Origin of the sequence: Phycicoccus elongatus Lp2 (genome assembly GCF_000367525.1) — a bacterium.
GTDB classification, from domain to species: Bacteria; Actinomycetota; Actinomycetes; order Actinomycetales; family Dermatophilaceae; genus Phycicoccus_A; species Phycicoccus_A elongatus.
Window position 1 is genome coordinate 2692184 of record NZ_HF570956.1, and the last position, 13756, is coordinate 2705939.

Annotated in this window: 17 protein-coding genes and 1 pseudogene; 4 read left to right on the forward strand and 14 right to left on the reverse strand. The window is 69.2% G+C overall.

Features of this window, described 5'->3' with window-relative positions; all coding sequences use genetic code 11:
- Positions 1-140: 140 nt before the first annotated feature.
- From BN10_RS13005 to BN10_RS13015, 4 genes are all read right to left on the reverse strand, one after another.
- Positions 141-1226: an NAD-dependent epimerase/dehydratase family protein gene (locus BN10_RS13005; protein WP_010851716.1), complete on the reverse strand. Its 1086-nt coding sequence runs from the start codon at positions 1224-1226 to the stop codon at positions 141-143.
- Positions 1227-1386: 160 nt separating this feature from the next.
- Complete coding sequence (locus tag BN10_RS16470; RefSeq protein WP_003792170.1) at positions 1387-1485, reverse strand: 30S ribosomal protein bS22; 99 nt, start codon at positions 1483-1485, stop codon at positions 1387-1389.
- 208 nt (positions 1486-1693) lie between these two features.
- On the reverse strand, positions 1694-1891 hold the full coding sequence (locus BN10_RS13010; RefSeq protein WP_010851717.1) for a helix-turn-helix domain-containing protein: 198 nt from the start codon (positions 1889-1891) through the stop codon (positions 1694-1696).
- A gap of 161 nt (positions 1892-2052) precedes the next feature.
- Complete coding sequence (locus BN10_RS13015; protein ID WP_010851718.1) at positions 2053-3243, reverse strand: acetoin utilization protein AcuC; 1191 nt, start codon at positions 3241-3243, stop codon at positions 2053-2055.
- Between the two features lie 107 nt (positions 3244-3350).
- Here BN10_RS13015 and BN10_RS13020 point away from each other — a divergent pair, with 107 nt between their 5' ends.
- Positions 3351-4016, forward strand: a complete 666-nt coding sequence (locus BN10_RS13020; protein ID WP_040753586.1) for a potassium channel family protein — start codon at positions 3351-3353, stop codon at positions 4014-4016.
- A gap of 38 nt (positions 4017-4054) precedes the next feature.
- Here the strand turns inward: BN10_RS13020 and BN10_RS13025 are convergent, their stop codons facing one another.
- The 9 genes and pseudogenes from BN10_RS13025 to BN10_RS18120 form a co-directional block, all read right to left on the reverse strand.
- Positions 4055-4576 (reverse strand): GNAT family N-acetyltransferase, encoded by a 522-nt coding sequence (locus BN10_RS13025; RefSeq protein WP_040753592.1) that lies wholly within the window; start codon positions 4574-4576, stop codon positions 4055-4057.
- Positions 4577-4663: 87 nt separating this feature from the next.
- On the reverse strand, positions 4664-5464 hold the full coding sequence (proC, locus tag BN10_RS13030; protein WP_010851721.1) for a pyrroline-5-carboxylate reductase: 801 nt from the start codon (positions 5462-5464) through the stop codon (positions 4664-4666).
- Positions 5465-5569: 105 nt separating this feature from the next.
- Positions 5570-6520, reverse strand: a complete 951-nt coding sequence (locus tag BN10_RS13035; RefSeq protein WP_156917232.1) for a proline dehydrogenase family protein — start codon at positions 6518-6520, stop codon at positions 5570-5572.
- A 70-nt stretch (positions 6521-6590) separates the two neighbouring features.
- Positions 6591-7325, reverse strand: a complete 735-nt coding sequence (locus BN10_RS13040) for an ABC transporter permease (RefSeq protein WP_010851723.1) — start codon at positions 7323-7325, stop codon at positions 6591-6593.
- Positions 7322-8080 (reverse strand): ABC transporter ATP-binding protein, encoded by a 759-nt coding sequence (locus tag BN10_RS13045; protein WP_010851724.1) that lies wholly within the window; start codon positions 8078-8080, stop codon positions 7322-7324. Before BN10_RS13045 ends, BN10_RS13040 begins: the two co-directional genes overlap by 4 nt.
- A gap of 100 nt (positions 8081-8180) precedes the next feature.
- Entirely contained in the window at positions 8181-8780 is a 600-nt protein-coding gene (locus tag BN10_RS13050) for a TetR/AcrR family transcriptional regulator (protein WP_010851725.1), read from the reverse strand.
- The gene (locus BN10_RS13055) at positions 8777-9604 is read right to left on the reverse strand and encodes a sugar phosphate isomerase/epimerase family protein (RefSeq protein WP_010851726.1); all 828 of its coding nucleotides are present in this window, start codon (positions 9602-9604) and stop codon (positions 8777-8779) included. Before BN10_RS13055 ends, BN10_RS13050 begins: the two co-directional genes overlap by 4 nt.
- A 16-nt stretch (positions 9605-9620) precedes the next feature.
- Positions 9621-10175: a Ppx/GppA phosphatase family protein gene (locus BN10_RS18115; RefSeq protein WP_324603538.1), complete on the reverse strand. Its 555-nt coding sequence runs from the start codon at positions 10173-10175 to the stop codon at positions 9621-9623.
- Positions 10139-10552: pseudogene (locus tag BN10_RS18120) on the reverse strand (Ppx/GppA phosphatase family protein); the annotation flags it as partial. The pseudogene BN10_RS18120 and the gene BN10_RS18115, both read right to left, overlap by 37 nt.
- 43 nt (positions 10553-10595) lie before the next feature.
- Here BN10_RS18120 and BN10_RS13065 point away from each other — a divergent pair.
- Positions 10596-11417 carry a hypothetical protein gene (locus tag BN10_RS13065; protein ID WP_010851729.1) on the forward strand — a complete coding sequence of 274 codons (822 nt, stop codon included), beginning with the start codon at positions 10596-10598 and terminating at the stop codon, positions 11415-11417.
- Positions 11401-12144, forward strand: coding sequence for a class I SAM-dependent methyltransferase (locus BN10_RS13070; RefSeq protein WP_010851730.1), 744 nt, complete (start codon positions 11401-11403; stop codon positions 12142-12144). Before BN10_RS13065 ends, BN10_RS13070 begins: the two co-directional genes overlap by 17 nt.
- Positions 12145-12216: 72 nt before the next feature.
- On the opposite strand, the gene ctlX is transcribed toward BN10_RS13070, so the two are convergent.
- Positions 12217-13224 carry a citrulline utilization hydrolase CtlX gene (gene ctlX / locus BN10_RS13075; RefSeq protein ID WP_010851731.1) on the reverse strand — a complete coding sequence of 336 codons (1008 nt, stop codon included), beginning with the start codon at positions 13222-13224 and terminating at the stop codon, positions 12217-12219.
- 95 nt (positions 13225-13319) lie between these two features.
- On the opposite strand from ctlX, the gene BN10_RS13080 reads away from it, so the two are divergent.
- Entirely contained in the window at positions 13320-13754 is a 435-nt protein-coding gene (locus tag BN10_RS13080; RefSeq protein WP_010851732.1) for an Lrp/AsnC family transcriptional regulator, read from the forward strand.
- Positions 13755-13756: the final 2 nt, after the last annotated feature.

The window sequence follows — 13756 nt, forward strand, 5'->3', positions numbered from 1 at the left end:
CGGCTTGACGGTGCGAGCCGGTGCGGCGGCATCGGCCTCGACCTGGGCGGAGAGCAGCGGGGTGCTGCGGCGTTTGGCGCGCTCCCCCCCGGCGCGGGCCGCTCCGGCCGCGAGCGCGCTCTGGCGCTTGGCGGTGGCCATCAGTGATCCCTCCTGGTCCACGCAGAGACCTGGTCGACCTGTCGGGTCGTCACGTCGATGAGTCCGCCGACGGCAGCTCCGACACTCTCGGCCGCGCCGCTGACGGCGGCATCCAGGGCTTCGGTGCCGGGCAACAGCGCCGGCAGGGAACGGGCGAAGTCGGCGAACGCCTCGCGCGTCGTGAACTCGGGTTCGAAGCCGAAGACCTGCCGCATCGCGGTGGTGTCCAGGCCTCGACCGAAGGCGAGGAGGTCGAGCTGGTCCGGCGAGAAGTCCGCCAGCCCGAGCCGCTTGGCAAAGCCGCCGACCGGACCGGCGGCGGCCCGAGGCACGGGTAGGAAGGGACGGCCGGTCAGGGCAATGGCCTGCAGGACGGTGATGACACCGTCCCCGGCGAGGTTGATCACGCCCGTCGTGTCGGTGACGGCAGCACGCACGAGAGCGGCCACCGCGTCCTGCTCGTGGATGAATTGGAGCCGTGCGTCGTAGCCCATGGGGATCGGCACGATCGGGAGCCCGAAATAGTCGGTGATCGCGGTGCGGATGCGTGGACCGACGACATTGGCGAAGCGCATGGTGAGGATGTCGACGTCCGGGCGCCGACGGGCGAAGCCGCGCACATAACCCTCGACCTCGATCGAGTCCTTGCCGAAGCCCGACGTGGGGATGCGCTTGGCACCCATGTCCTCGGTGAACATCGCCGGGTCGCGCGGGCTCGCGCCGTAGACCGCGCTCGTGCTCTTGACGACCAACCGCTTCACCGAGGCGGACTTCTGGCAGGCCCCGAGCAACTGCATCGTCCCGATGACGTTGATTTCCTTCTGCGGCGTGCGGCCACCGGCGAGCACGGGTGTCGCGATGACGTTCATGTGCACGACCGTGTCGACCTCGGCATCCTCGAGGATCCGGCCGATCATCGGGTTGCGGATGTCGGCACGCACGAACTCCGCCGAGCCGATGGAGTGCGGCGGGGGGATGACGTCGACGCCGATGACGCGCTCGACGGCGAGGTCCTGGGTCAGGCGGCGGGCCACCAGGCCTCCGAGGTGTCGTGAGACACCCGTGACGAGCACGGTGCGTTTCACTGGGCCTCCTGGGATCGGGTGGGGCGCGTCCTGGCCTGATCGACCCTACCCGCGAGGGTCGGGCGTCGATCACCGGCGGCGACGCAGGTCACGGACGACGAAGCCCCCGACGGCAGCGGCTCGTGGGGGCTGGTCGTGAGCGCGGCTGAGTGCCGCCGACTCACTTCTTGTTGCGACGCTGGTGACGCGTCTTGCGCAGCAACTTGCGGTGCTTCTTCTTGGCCATCCGCTTGCGGCGCTTCTTGATGACTGAACCCATGTGGCATTCCTTGCTGGTGACAGTGGATCGTCCGCCGCGCGCAGGTGAGCGGACGACGTCGACTGCCCAGCCTAGCGACTGCGCGACCGCCACCCAAACCAGCGGTGACGACGCGGACGCCAGCCGACCCCGCGGCATACCTGTGAATCGGGGGGACAACGAAGGGGCGGGCCGATGCGCTCGGCCCGCCCCCTTCGTGGCTGCTCGCTCAGGCGGTGTCAATGAAGGAGGAGCGGAGGTACTTGTGGACCTCGTCCTCCGGCACCCGGAACGACCGGCCGACGCGGATGGCCGGGAGTTCCCCGGCATGCACCATCCGATAGACGGTCATCTTGGACACGCGCATGATCGAGGCAACCTCGGCCACCGTGAGGAACTGCACCTCACCGAGCTGACGCTCCGACATCGATACCTCGATTTCTGGCAGTCACGCGGGGTCGACTTCCCCATCGACCGAGGTCCGCGCGATGCTGTGCGCAACCATAGGGGCAGATGTGACGATTGGGGAAGTCAGGCGAGAACATTCCTCCGCGCTGTCCAGTCGACACGCCGCAGACGAGCCTCGATTCAGTCGAACCAGGGGTCGAGTCCATGGTGCGGGAAGACCGCCTCCCGGGTCGTCATCACCGCGCGATCGTGGGCGTTGTCGGGGTTGTGCCCCATCGCCCAGGGTCGCACCCAGATGGGCAGGTTCTCGGCGGGCAGGTCACCCATCCGCTTCGGCCCGGGACGGCCGAAGAGTGCCTCGACGTGGCCTCTCCACTCGGCGGGCACCTCGGTCTCGACCGGGACGGGCCGGTGGGCCGCGATGGCGGTGAGGTGCGTCCACGACCGGGGCACGACATCGACCACCTCATAGCCGCCTCCACCCAGGGCGAGCCACTTGCCGCCGGTGACCTCGTGCGCCAGGTGGTGCATCGACTCGTGGGCGCGCCGCTGGGCGTCCAACGAGATCGAGAAGTGGGCGAGCGGGTCGTCGATGTGGGTGTCGCACCCGTGCTGGGTCACAAGGACCTGGGGGCGGAAGGCGTGGACGAGCGGCGGCACGATCGCATCGATGGCCCGCAGCCAATGCGCATCATTGGTCGTCGGCGGGAGGGCGACGTTGACCTTGCTGCCCCGGGCATCGCGCCCGCCGATGTCAGCCGGCCAACCCGTGCCGGGGAACAGTGCGCGGCCGGTCTCGTGCACCGAAATCGTCATGACCCGCGGCTCGTTCCAGAAGATCCGCTCGACACCGTCGCCGTGGTGAACGTCGATGTCGACATAGGCGACCCGCTCGACGCCTTGGTCAAGAAGCCATTGGATGGCGATCGCCGCGTCGTTGTAGATGCAGAAGCCGGCCGCGTGCGTGCGCATCGCATGGTGCATGCCCCCGCAGTAGTTGACCCCATGGTCGATCTCACCGGCGTGGAGGGCGCGGGCCAGGGCCAGGGTGCCGCCGGCGATTCGGGCGGAGGCCTCGTGCATGCCGGCGAAGGCCGGATCGTCGTCGGTGCCCAGGCCACGTCGCGGGTCAGCCAGGGCGGGGTTCTCCGACGCCCGCTTGACCGCCGCGATGTAGTCCGCGTCGTGGGCCAACAACAGTTCGTCGTCGGTCGCCGGGTCCGGCGCCACGACCTCGACGTCGTCGAGGACACCGAGCGCGCGCGCCAGGCGCGTCGTGAGGTCGAGGCGCACTGGTGCCATCGGGTGGTCACGACCGAAGTTGTATGCCGTGAAGGCGTCGTCCCAGATGGCGCGCGTCCTTGAGGCCATACCCTCACGCTACTCCGCACCACTAGCCTGATCCGGAGCAGTCCACCGCCGTCGCGCGCCACGTGAGTGACGTGAATGCGCCGACCACCCTCGAGGAGCAGCAGACGATGTCACGCAGCAACGCCGACAGCGAAGTCCTCGTCATCGGTCTCGGGCGATTCGGTGCCGCCGCCGCGATGGAGTTGCGCCGGCTGGGCCACAAGGTGACCGGGCTCGAGCGGGACGCCGTCCTCGCGGAGCGATACATCGGCAGCCTGACGACGATCGTCCACGGTGACGGCAGTGACCCCAAGACGATCCGCGACATGAAGGTGGCCAAGTACAAGATCGCCATCGTGGCGATCGGTTCGTCGATCGAGGGGTCGGTTCTGGCGGCCGCCAACCTGGTCGACGCCGGGGTCCAGGACATCTGGGCCAAGGCCATGTCCGTGGAGCATGCGCGGATCCTCGACCGGATCGGCGTGCACCACATCGTTCGACCCGAGTCCGACACCGGCCGGCGCGTCGCCCATCTGGTCGGAGGCAAGCTCCAGGACTACATCGAGTTCGACGACGGCTTCGCCATCGTGAAGATGAGGCCACCGCAGGAGGCAATCGGCTTCACCTTGGAGCAGAGCCAGATCCGCAGCAAGTACGGCGTGACGGTTGTCGGGGTGAAGGCGCCGGGTCAGGACTTCACGTATGCCGTGCCCTCGACCAAGGTGTCGGCGCACGACACGCTCATCGTGAGTGGCGCCACCTCGTTGCTCGAGCGCTTGGCCGCCCGCCCCTGACAGACATCTTCTGCGTCACGCAGAAGTTGGGTTTGGAGTCAGCGCGGGGCATTGCCGATCCGGTCGGAGATCGGGAGGTCCATCGCGATCTCTTCCTCGCCGTCGTCCTCGCTGACCACGCGCATCGGACGCCGATCGGAGGTCGGGCGGAAACCGAACCCGGACGCGAAGGCGACCGCACGACCGTTGTCGGTGCCGACCCAGTAGACCACGTGCGACTTGCCCTGTCCGGCCGCCGCCTTGACGCCCGCCTTGACGAGGGCGGTCGCGACACCGCTGCCGCGCAGGGCCGGGTCGACCCACAGACCGAAGATCTGGGCAGCATCGTCGCGGTCCGCGACGGCACCCACGCTGGCAATGCCGGCGGCTTCGCCGTCCACCTCGGCCAGCAGGCGCTGGGACCGCTTCATCCGCTCGGTCCAGAACTGCTCGGATTGGTCGGCCTCGGTGTCATGGGAGGCAACGAAGGCGTCGGGAGATTCCTCGAGCGCTCGCAGTCGAACGGACCGGTAGAGCTCCCAGTCACCCTCACCCAACGCACGCACGGAAATCTCGGACATGGCCATACCCTGCCATGCCGGGCTGCCGGTGTCAGGGTTGGCCATCGCTTGTTCACCTGGCCGGGCCGGACCTGAGGCTGCGAGGGCTCAGGCTCCCGAGAGCTCGGCAGAGCGCTTGGCGGCAGCCTCCATCGCCGTGATGAAGGCGGCGCGGACCTTGTGGTCGTCGAGTTCGCGCAGCGCGGCGGCCGTCGTACCGCCGGGGCTGGTGACCTGCTCCCGCAGCACCGTCGGGTGCTGGCCGGTCTCGCGCATCATGGTGGCCGCGCCGTAGAGGGTCTGGACCACGAGCTCGGTGGCCATCGTCCGCGGCATACCGAGGACCACTCCCGCCTCGATCATCGCCTCGACGACGTAGAAGATGTAGGCCGGGCCCGACCCGGAGATCGCGGTGACGGCGTCCTGGAGGTACTCGGGGACCTCAGCGACCTTGCCGGTTGCCGCGAGCAGTGCCTTGGCCTCCTCGAGCTGGGCGGGGCTGACGTGCCGCCCGGCGGAGACCGCGGCCATACCCTGGTCGACGAGGGCCGGCGTGTTGGGCATGACGCGCACGACGGCACGGCCGTCGGCGAGCGCGGTCTCGACGGTGCCCGTCGTGATGCCGGCCGCGATGCAGACGACGAGATTGTCCTGGGCAACGTGGTCGCGGATCTCGGCGAGCAGGCCCCGGATGTCCTGTGGCTTGACGACGAGCACGAGGGTGTCGGCGACCTTTGCGGCCTCGACGTTCTCCAGGGCGCGCACGCCGTACTTCTCGGTCAGTTCGGCAGCGCGCTCGGCCCGACGCTCGGTGATGACGAGGTCATCGGCGCTACGGCCCCCTCGCAGCAGGCCCGAGAGCAGGGTCTCCCCCATGACGCCGGCGCCGAAGATCGCAACGGTTCCCATGGGCGGCAAGTATGCCGCGGCAGCGCGGCAGCGGCGCTTGCGTCCGCGAGGAGCGTCGTCACAGGCTCGTGTCGCGCGGACGCAAGGGTTGGGTCCGCGGCTGGGTCACCCCTTGGTGATCAGCGAGCGCATGAAGAACATCGTGTTGGCGGGGCGCTCGGCCATCCGTCGCATGAGGTAGCCGTACCACTCGTCGCCGAAGGGGATGTAGACCCGCATCTGGGCGCCCCGGTCGGCGATCCGCTTCTGTTCGTCCGGGCGGATGCCGTAGAGCATCTGGAACTCATAGGTCTCCGGCGTCCGCTCGTGGTGGGCCGCGAGCGCCTGCGCGATCTCGATGAGGCGTGGGTCGTGGCTGGCGACCATCGGGTGGCCCTCTCCGGCCATCAACACCTTGAGGCAGCGGACATAGGACAGGTCGACGTCGGCCTTGTCCTGATAGGCCACGCTGGCCGGCTCCTTGTAGGCGCCCTTGCACAACCGCACCCGGCTGCCGGCGACGGCGAGATCGCGACAATCCCCGAGGGTGCGCTTGAGGTAGGACTGCACGACGGCGCCCACCCAGGGGAAGTCGGCCCGCAGCTCATGGAGCACCGCGAGCGTCCGATCGGTCGTCGTGTGGTCCTCCATGTCGAGGGTGACCGTCGTGCCAGCGCGCTCGGCAGCCGTGCAGATCTCCCTCGCCAGGCCGAGGGCGATGGCGTCGCCGTCCTTCGGGAGGTACTGCCCCAGGGCTGAGAGCTTGAGACTGACCTCCGCCGCGGCGTACTGGCTCAGGTCGGCGCGTGCGAGGGCGTCGAGGAGCGCGACGTAGGTGTCGCGGGTGTGCTCGGCCTGCGCCCGCTCGGTGGTGTCCTCGCCGAGGTAGTCGAGCGTGGCGAGCCGGTTGGTGGCGCGCAGTTCGGCGGTCGCCTGGACCGCATCGGCCACCGTCGTGCCCGGCACGTAACGAGCCACGACGTCCCGGCTGACCGGCGCCTTCTCGATGGTGGTGCGGACGAGGTCTGACTTCGAGAGTCCGAGGAGGGCACCCCGGAGCAGGTCACTGGCTTCCACGAGCGACACGGTACCGCCGCCGACTTCTTTCCCGTATGCCGCGGGGCAGGGGCCCGCGCCCCGCCTCCCGTCAGGCGGTGCGTCGGCGCAGGGTGAGCGAGCCCAGGACGAGCGAGACGATGATCCAGGCGACCATGACGAGGAAGTCCTTGGTCACCTCGGGGCTGGCGTTGACCGTGACCTCCTTCATCGCGTCCACGGCATACGACAACGGCAGCCAGTCCGAGATGGTCGAGAGGACCGACGGCATCTGGTCGCGCGCGACGAGCAGTCCGCACAGGAGGAACTGGGGCAGGACGAAGGCCGGCATGAACTGCACTGCCTGGAACTCGGTGCGCGCGAACCCACTGGCCAGCAGACCGAGGGCGGTGCCGAGCAGGGCGTCGAGGAGGGCGATGGCGGTGAGGATCCAGACCGGGCCCGAGATGTCGAGCCCGCACACATAGATCGCGAACGCAGTGGCGACGATCGACTGGACGATCGCGACCAGGCCGAAGGCAAGCGCATAGCCGACCATGAGGTCGCCCTTGCCGAGCGGCGTCGTCATGAGGCGTTCGAGGGTGCCGCCGGTGCGTTCGCGCAGGGTCGACACCGAGGTGACGATGAACATGATGACGAAGGGGAAGACCCCGAGCAGGGAGGCCCCGATCGAATCGAAGACCGGCGTCGGGGAGTCGGCGAAGATCCACGCGAGCAGGCCGAGCAGGACGCACGGCACGAGGAGCATGAGCGCGACGGTGCGGTGGTCGTGCCTGAGCTGGGACAGGATCCGGCCCGCGGTCGCGAGCGTGATGCGGGGGTTCATGCCGCACTCCCGTCGATGAGCGCAAGGAAGGCCGACTCGGCGTCCTCGGTGCCGGTGCGCGCGAGCAGCTCGGGCAGCGTGGAGTCGCTGAGGATCTGACCGGACCGGATGAGCAGGAGCCGGTCGCAACGAGTTGCCTCGTCCATGACGTGGCTCGAGACGAGCACCGTGCGACCCTCCTGGGAGAGCCGTCGGAAGAGGTTCCAGAGGTCGCGGCGCAGCACCGGGTCCAGGCCGACGGTCGGCTCGTCGAGGATGAGCACCTCGGGATTGCCGACCAGGGTGCAGGCCAGATTGGCCCGGGTCTTCTGGCCGCCTGAGAGGTTGACGATGAGCGCCTCCGCGTGGTCGGTGAGGTCGACATCGGCGATGGAGCGAGTCACATCCGCCTCGGTGGAGCCCAGCACCCGAGCGAAGTAGGCGACGTTCTCGCGGACGGTGAGGTCCTCATAGAGGCTGGGCGCCTGCGTGAGGTAGCCGACCCGACGGCGCAACCCGGCCGACCCGGCCGGCTCCCCCAGGATCGTGATGGTGCCGCCGGCGACCACCTGGACGCCGACGAGGGAGCGCATGAAGGTCGACTTGCCCCCGCCGCTCGGCCCGAGCAGGCCGATGAGTTGACCGGTCGGGCAGCGCACCGACAGGTCGGGCAGGACGAGTCGCTTCCCGCGCTGGACGCGCAGGTGCTCGACGACGATCGCCTCGTCCGTGCTGGTCGGACCGCCGACCGCGTGCCGGCCCGCTGCTTTATTCATCACATGATGAAATATATGCCGCGTGGCGGCGTCCGCGCAAGAGTTCCGCCCTCCCCGCGCCCTCGTTCGTAACCCCACGTTCGTGGGGCGCGATCGCAGGTCAGGAGTCGAGCTGAGCCTGGATGATCGGGCCGATCCGTTCGACGAGGGTGGCGGCCGGGGCGTCGGCGACACCGGGCAGTTCGACGACATACCGGGAAATGATCAGTCCGAGCATCTGCACCCCGATGACGCCGGCCCGGCGTCGGCGCTCACGCAAGGGCAGGCCCGCCGTGACCGGGTGGGCCTGCATGATCTGGCCGAGCAGGCCCTGCTCGACGAACCCCCGCAGCTGGTCGGTGATCCCCTCATTCGTCAGACCGGAGCGCACGAGGGCCAGCAGGGCGCTCTGGTTGTCCGGGTCGTCCCAGACGCCGAGAAAGGTGCGGACGAGCTGGCGGCCGATGTCCTCCGGCGGGCCCGCCACGACGTCGGCGATGAAGGCCGCCGGGTTGACCGGGGCGTGCATCACCTCGGCGAAGAGCTCGGCCTTGCCACCCTCGAAGTAGTGATGCACCAGACGCGGGTCGACCTCGGCTCCACGCGCGATGCCGCGCAGGGAGGTGCGGTCATAGCCGTGCTCGGCGAACTGCTCCCGGGCGGCCTCGAGGATGGCCCCGCGGGCGTTCTCGCCGGCCGGGCGCCGCCCGCGCGGGCTCACGCTTCCTCCGACGCCCCGGCCGTGGCCAGGTGCAGCCGAGCAAAGGCCAGCGCCTCGGCGAGGTCGAACTCACGGTCCTCGGGTGAGAGCTTGCGGGTGGCGACCTCGACGACGACGGCACCGGAATAGTCGCTGGCCGCCAGTCGCTCCAGCACTTCGCCGCAGGGCTGACTCCCCCGGCCCGGCACGAGATGCTCGTCGAGGACGCCACCCGAGCCATCGGCGAGGTGCAGGTGGGTCATCCGGGAGCCCAGGCCGTCGAGCATCTCGAGCGCGTCCGAGCGAGCGGTGGCGGTGTGCGACAGGTCGAGCGTGACGTGGTCGAAGGGTTGGGCCACCGGGTCCCAGTGCGGGAGATAGGCCTCCAGCTCGCGCGAGCGCCGATTGCGGCGGGCCCGCCACGGATACATGTTCTCGACAGCGATCTTGATCCCGGAGTCGTTCTCACGCACGGCAACCCCGTCGACGAACCCCGCGGCGTACTCCCTCTGCCAGCGGAAGGGCGGGTGGACGACGACGACGTCGGCGCCGACCTCGTGGGCCAGCTCCAGACTGCGGTCGACCTTGTCCCACGGATCGGTGCCCCAGACGCGTTGGGAGATGAGCAGGGTCGGAGCGTGGATCGAGACGATCGGCAGCTCGTGGTGCTCCGAGAGCGATCGCAGCGCACCGGCCTCCTGGGTGACGGGGTCGGACCAGACCATGACCTCGACGGCGTCATAGTCGAGGCGCTGGGCCAGGGAGAAGGCGGCAGCGCTGTTCTCGGGATAGGCCGAGCTCGTCGAGAGCGCGACCGGGATGTCCGGGACGGTCACCGCACTCATCGCAGCGCCGCCATCGTCACAGCATCCGGTCGAGGCGGCGCAGGATGACTCCCTCGCGCAGCGCCCACGGGCAGATCTCGAGACGCTCGACACCCAGCAGGTCCATCGCGGCCTCGGCCACGATCGCGCCGGCGAGGATCTGGGGAGCGCGCGCGGTGGAGACCCCGGAGAGCTGCTGGCGCTCGGCCGTCGTCATCGCGGCCAGCTTGGGCAGCATCGCGGACAGCACCTCCCGGTCGAGATGACGCGCGGCATACATCCCCTCCGAGCTCGGAGCGGCACCGCAGATGCGCGCCAGCGACCGCATCGTCTTGGACGTGCCGACGGCGCGGTCGGGGTTGGTCGCCTTGGTGAACGGGCGCATCTCCTTGGCCAGCAGCGCGCGCACTCGTCTGCGCGCTTCGCGCACGGTCGCCGAGCTGGGCGGATCGCCGGCCAGCAGGTCGCGGGTGACGCGGCCGGCGCCGAGTGGCAGAGCGAGACGGCGACATCGGGGTCCTCGTCCAGGCCCTGGGCGAGCTCGAGCGAGCCACCGCCGATGTCGACCATGAGCAGCGTCCCAGCCGACCACCCGAACCAACGCCGGATCGCCAAGAAGGTCAGCTTGGCCTCGTCCGGGCCGGAGAGGACGTCCAGGCCGACACCGGTGCGCTCCTTGACAAAGGCGAGCACCTCGTCGCCGTTGGGCGCCTCCCGGATCGCGCTGGTAGCAAAGCCCATCAGCTCCTCGACACCCTGGTCCTCACCGACGTGGAGGCACTCGTCGACGAACTCCGCGAGCCGCTCGCGACCGGCGTCGGCGATGCGACCGTCGTCCTCGACGTGCTCCGACAGGCGCAGCGCGATCTTGTGCGAGGACGTGGGCAGCGGCTGCGCGCCGCCACTGTGAGCGTCGACGACGAGGAGGTGGACGGTGTTCGAGCCGACGTCGATGACACCCAAGCGCATGGGTCAACCGTAGTCGGACCCCGATCGCCCGTAGGGTGGCCCCGTGCCGGAGACCCCCCTCGACGCGCCCCGCACCTGGGCCGAATTCGCCGATCCCGCAGATCCTGACCAGCGCTTCCGGGTCGACCTGTCGTGGCTGTGCTCCTCATGGACCTGCATCTTCGGCTCGGGGTGCAGGGGCATCTATGCCGACCGCCCGCACGATGGCTGCTGCACCCTCGGCGCCCACTTCACGGACGACGAGGACGTCGCGCGGGTCCAGGCCGTCGTCGACGAGTTGACACCGAAGGAGTGGGAGAAGCGGCCCAAGGCGCGACCTGGTGAGGACACGCTGCCGCTGGAGCGGTGGACCGAGATGGACGAGGACGCCCGCAAGACCAAGGTCAAGAAGGGCGCCTGCATCTTCCTCAACTCCCCTGGCTTTGCCGGTGGAGGCGGCTGTGCGCTGCACAACAAGGGGGTGCGCACCGGTCGTGCACCACACACGATGAAGCCCGATGTGTGCTGGCAGTTGCCGATCCGTCGCTCCTATCGCAACGTCAAGCGTCCCGACGGCACGTCCTACCTGGAGATCACGATCACCGAGTTCGACCGCCGCGGGTGGGGTGCGGGGGGTCACGACCTCGACTGGTACTGCTCCGCGGACCCGCAGGCCCACATCGGCAAGGAGCCGGTCTTCCGCAGCAACCGGGGCGAGCTCATCGCGCTCATGGGCGAGGAGGCGTATGCCGAGCTGGAGATTCGCTGTCAGGCCCACCTGACGTCGATCCGCACCTTTCGGTCCGTCGAAGCGCGCAAACTGCTGCCGCTGCTGGTCCACCCGGCGACGGTGGCGGCGAAGTCCATCGGTGGCAAGCGGCCCTGAGCCGTTGGGTCGCGGGACGATCCCGAGTCCCAACCTGTGGCGCTCGCCGGAGGTCTATGAGCTGGAGAACCTCGCCTCCGACCGGGCAGGTGTCATCGACGCTGCCATCGGGGCCCTGCATCCGTGGGCGGGTGCGCGAGTCCTCGATGTCGGGTGCGGGAGCGGCTTCCACCTCCCGCAATTCGCCTCGTATGCCGCGGCTCCCCTCGGCGTGGAACCCCACCTCCCGCTCGCGGTGGCGGCGCGAGATCGCCTGCGGGGCAGCGGTATTGGTGTGATCGCGGGATCGGCGGAGGCCCTTCCACTGGCGGATGCGTCGATGGACATCGCCCATGCGCGGTGGGCCTACTTCTTCGGGCCGGGGTGCGAGCGAGGGCTCGCCGAGGTGGACCGGGTGCTTCGCCCCGGCGGACTGGCGGTCTTTGTCGACAACGACGTGAGCGCCGAGTCGACGTTCTCGCGGTGGTTCGCCGCGGCATACCCGGCCTATGACCCGGAGGGAGTCGAGCGCTTCTGGCGGCGGCAGGGTTTCGAGACCCAGCGGCTCGTCATCGAGTGGACCTTCGAGCGGCGGGAGCATCTCGCGGCGGTCATCGGCATCGAGTTCCCGCCCGAAGCGGCTGCCCGCTTCGTCGACGAGTGCACCGACCGCGCCGACCGGGCCGGACACACCGTCGATTACGCCATCGCCCTCCGCTGGCGCCACCAGAACCCAACTTCTGCGTGACGCAGAAAATCGCTTCCCGAACGGCAATAACCGGGCGCTCCCCCAACGTCCGCGTGACGCAGAAGATGTCTTTCAGCGGCGCGGGAGATGGATGCCGGCGAGCATGCAGCGGGCGGACCCGCCGGCGTGCTCGATCGTGGGGATGTCGACGGCGTGGAGGGGCACGCGACGCTCGATCGTCGCCCGCTGGGCCGCAGTCAGGGAGCCCACGCCCCGCGCCGACATGACCAGATGCCGGGACTGGGAGCCCTGGACCTCCAGCGCATTGCCGGCGAAGTCCTCGAGCTGCTCCATGGTCAACTCGACCACCTCGTGCCCGGTGTCGCGCAGGGAGTCGAGCACTCGCGGACGATCGGCGGGCGCGATCACCGAGGTGCCGACGAGGGCGAGATCGGTGCCCACATTCATCAGCACATTGGTGTGATAGATCGGCGATCCCGTCCGGTCAGCGGTGTCGAAGAGCACCACGGCATACCCGAACTCCTCGGAAAAGCGCTGCAGGACCGTCTCATCGGTGCGATCACTGCGCCCAACATAGGCAACACGGTGCACATGGTCCAGGACGAGCACGCCGGTGCCCTCGAGGTGCCGACCGGTCCGTTCGGCCTCACTGAGGTCAAGGACCCGGCGCACGGCATACCGATCGTGGAGCAGGTCGAGCACGTCCACGCGACGCTCGAGGCGGCGACTCGGCGCCATCATCGGATAGGTGACCACCGTGCCGTCGGCATGCGTGGTGAACCAGTTGTTCGGGAAGACCGAATCGGGGGTGGCGGTGCCGATGTCGTCGACGAGCTCGACCTCGACACCGAGCGCGCGCAGACCCTCGGCCATCGCGGTGACCTCGTCGAAGGCACGGCGCGCGTGCTCGGTCGGCGTCAGCGTCGGCAGGGACATGAAGTGGTTGTCCGCGCACTCCTCGACATTGGGGCGGAAATGGTGCGGGCGGACCATGAGGACGGCGGCGGGAGCCTGGCTCACCACGGCTTGACTCACCAGGGCCTGACGCACCAGGGCCTGACTCACCAGGCCAGCATCGACACTGGCCGGGCTCGTGGGTCGGGCACTCAAGATCGTCATGGGGCAATCGTCCTGACCCGCGATGGTGAGCACAACGTCATTCCTGACAAAGATTTGTCCATTGATCGCGCAGTTTGCTCAGAACACGCTACGTTATGTCGGTGCCACCCCTTCTCGACGACTTGGACCGCGCCCTTCTCGCGCGCCTCGGCAGTGACGCCCGCACGCCCGTCTCGGCCCTCGCGACCACCCTCGGCGTGGCCCGCGGCACGGTCCAGACCCGGATCGCCCGACTCCTCGACGGCGGCGTGATCCGACGGTTCACCGTCGAGCTCGACCCCACCGTGGACGAGCAGGCGGTGCGCGCGATCACGCTCGTCCAGGTGAGCGGAGCGACCGCCCGCGCCGTGGCGAAGGCGGTGCGCGGCATACCCGAGGTTCGCGCCCTGCACTCCACGAACGGCAAGTGGGACATGGTCGCCGAGCTCCACTGCGGCAGCCTCGCCGAGCTCGACCAGGCCCTGGCCGGCCTGCGCGGGGTCCGTGGCGTCACCAACACCGAGACCTCGATCCTGCTGGCCCGCCTCTGACG

What these genes read in the sequence shown, in the direction of transcription:
- BN10_RS16470 (WP_003792170.1), bottom strand. Translation starts at nt 1,485, where the DNA reads ATGGGTTCAGTCATCAAGAAGCGCCGCAAGCGGATGGCCAAGAAGAAG.
- BN10_RS13010 (WP_010851717.1), bottom strand. Translation starts at nt 1,891, where the DNA reads ATGTCGGAGCGTCAGCTCGGTGAGGTGCAGTTCCTCACGGTGGCCGAG.
- BN10_RS13015 (WP_010851718.1), bottom strand. Translation starts at nt 3,243, where the DNA reads ATGGCCTCAAGGACGCGCGCCATCTGGGACGACGCCTTCACGGCATAC.
- BN10_RS13020 (WP_040753586.1), top strand. Translation starts at nt 3,351, where the DNA reads ATGTCACGCAGCAACGCCGACAGCGAAGTCCTCGTCATCGGTCTCGGG.
- BN10_RS13025 (WP_040753592.1), bottom strand. Translation starts at nt 4,576, where the DNA reads ATGTCCGAGATTTCCGTGCGTGCGTTGGGTGAGGGTGACTGGGAGCTC.
- proC (WP_010851721.1), bottom strand. Translation starts at nt 5,464, where the DNA reads ATGGGAACCGTTGCGATCTTCGGCGCCGGCGTCATGGGGGAGACCCTG.
- BN10_RS13040 (WP_010851723.1), bottom strand. Translation starts at nt 7,325, where the DNA reads ATGAACCCCCGCATCACGCTCGCGACCGCGGGCCGGATCCTGTCCCAG.
- BN10_RS13045 (WP_010851724.1), bottom strand. Translation starts at nt 8,080, where the DNA reads ATGAATAAAGCAGCGGGCCGGCACGCGGTCGGCGGTCCGACCAGCACG.
- BN10_RS13055 (WP_010851726.1), bottom strand. Translation starts at nt 9,604, where the DNA reads ATGAGTGCGGTGACCGTCCCGGACATCCCGGTCGCGCTCTCGACGAGC.
- ctlX (WP_010851731.1), bottom strand. Translation starts at nt 13,224, where the DNA reads ATGACGATCTTGAGTGCCCGACCCACGAGCCCGGCCAGTGTCGATGCT.
- BN10_RS13080 (WP_010851732.1), top strand. Translation starts at nt 13,320, where the DNA reads ATGTCGGTGCCACCCCTTCTCGACGACTTGGACCGCGCCCTTCTCGCG.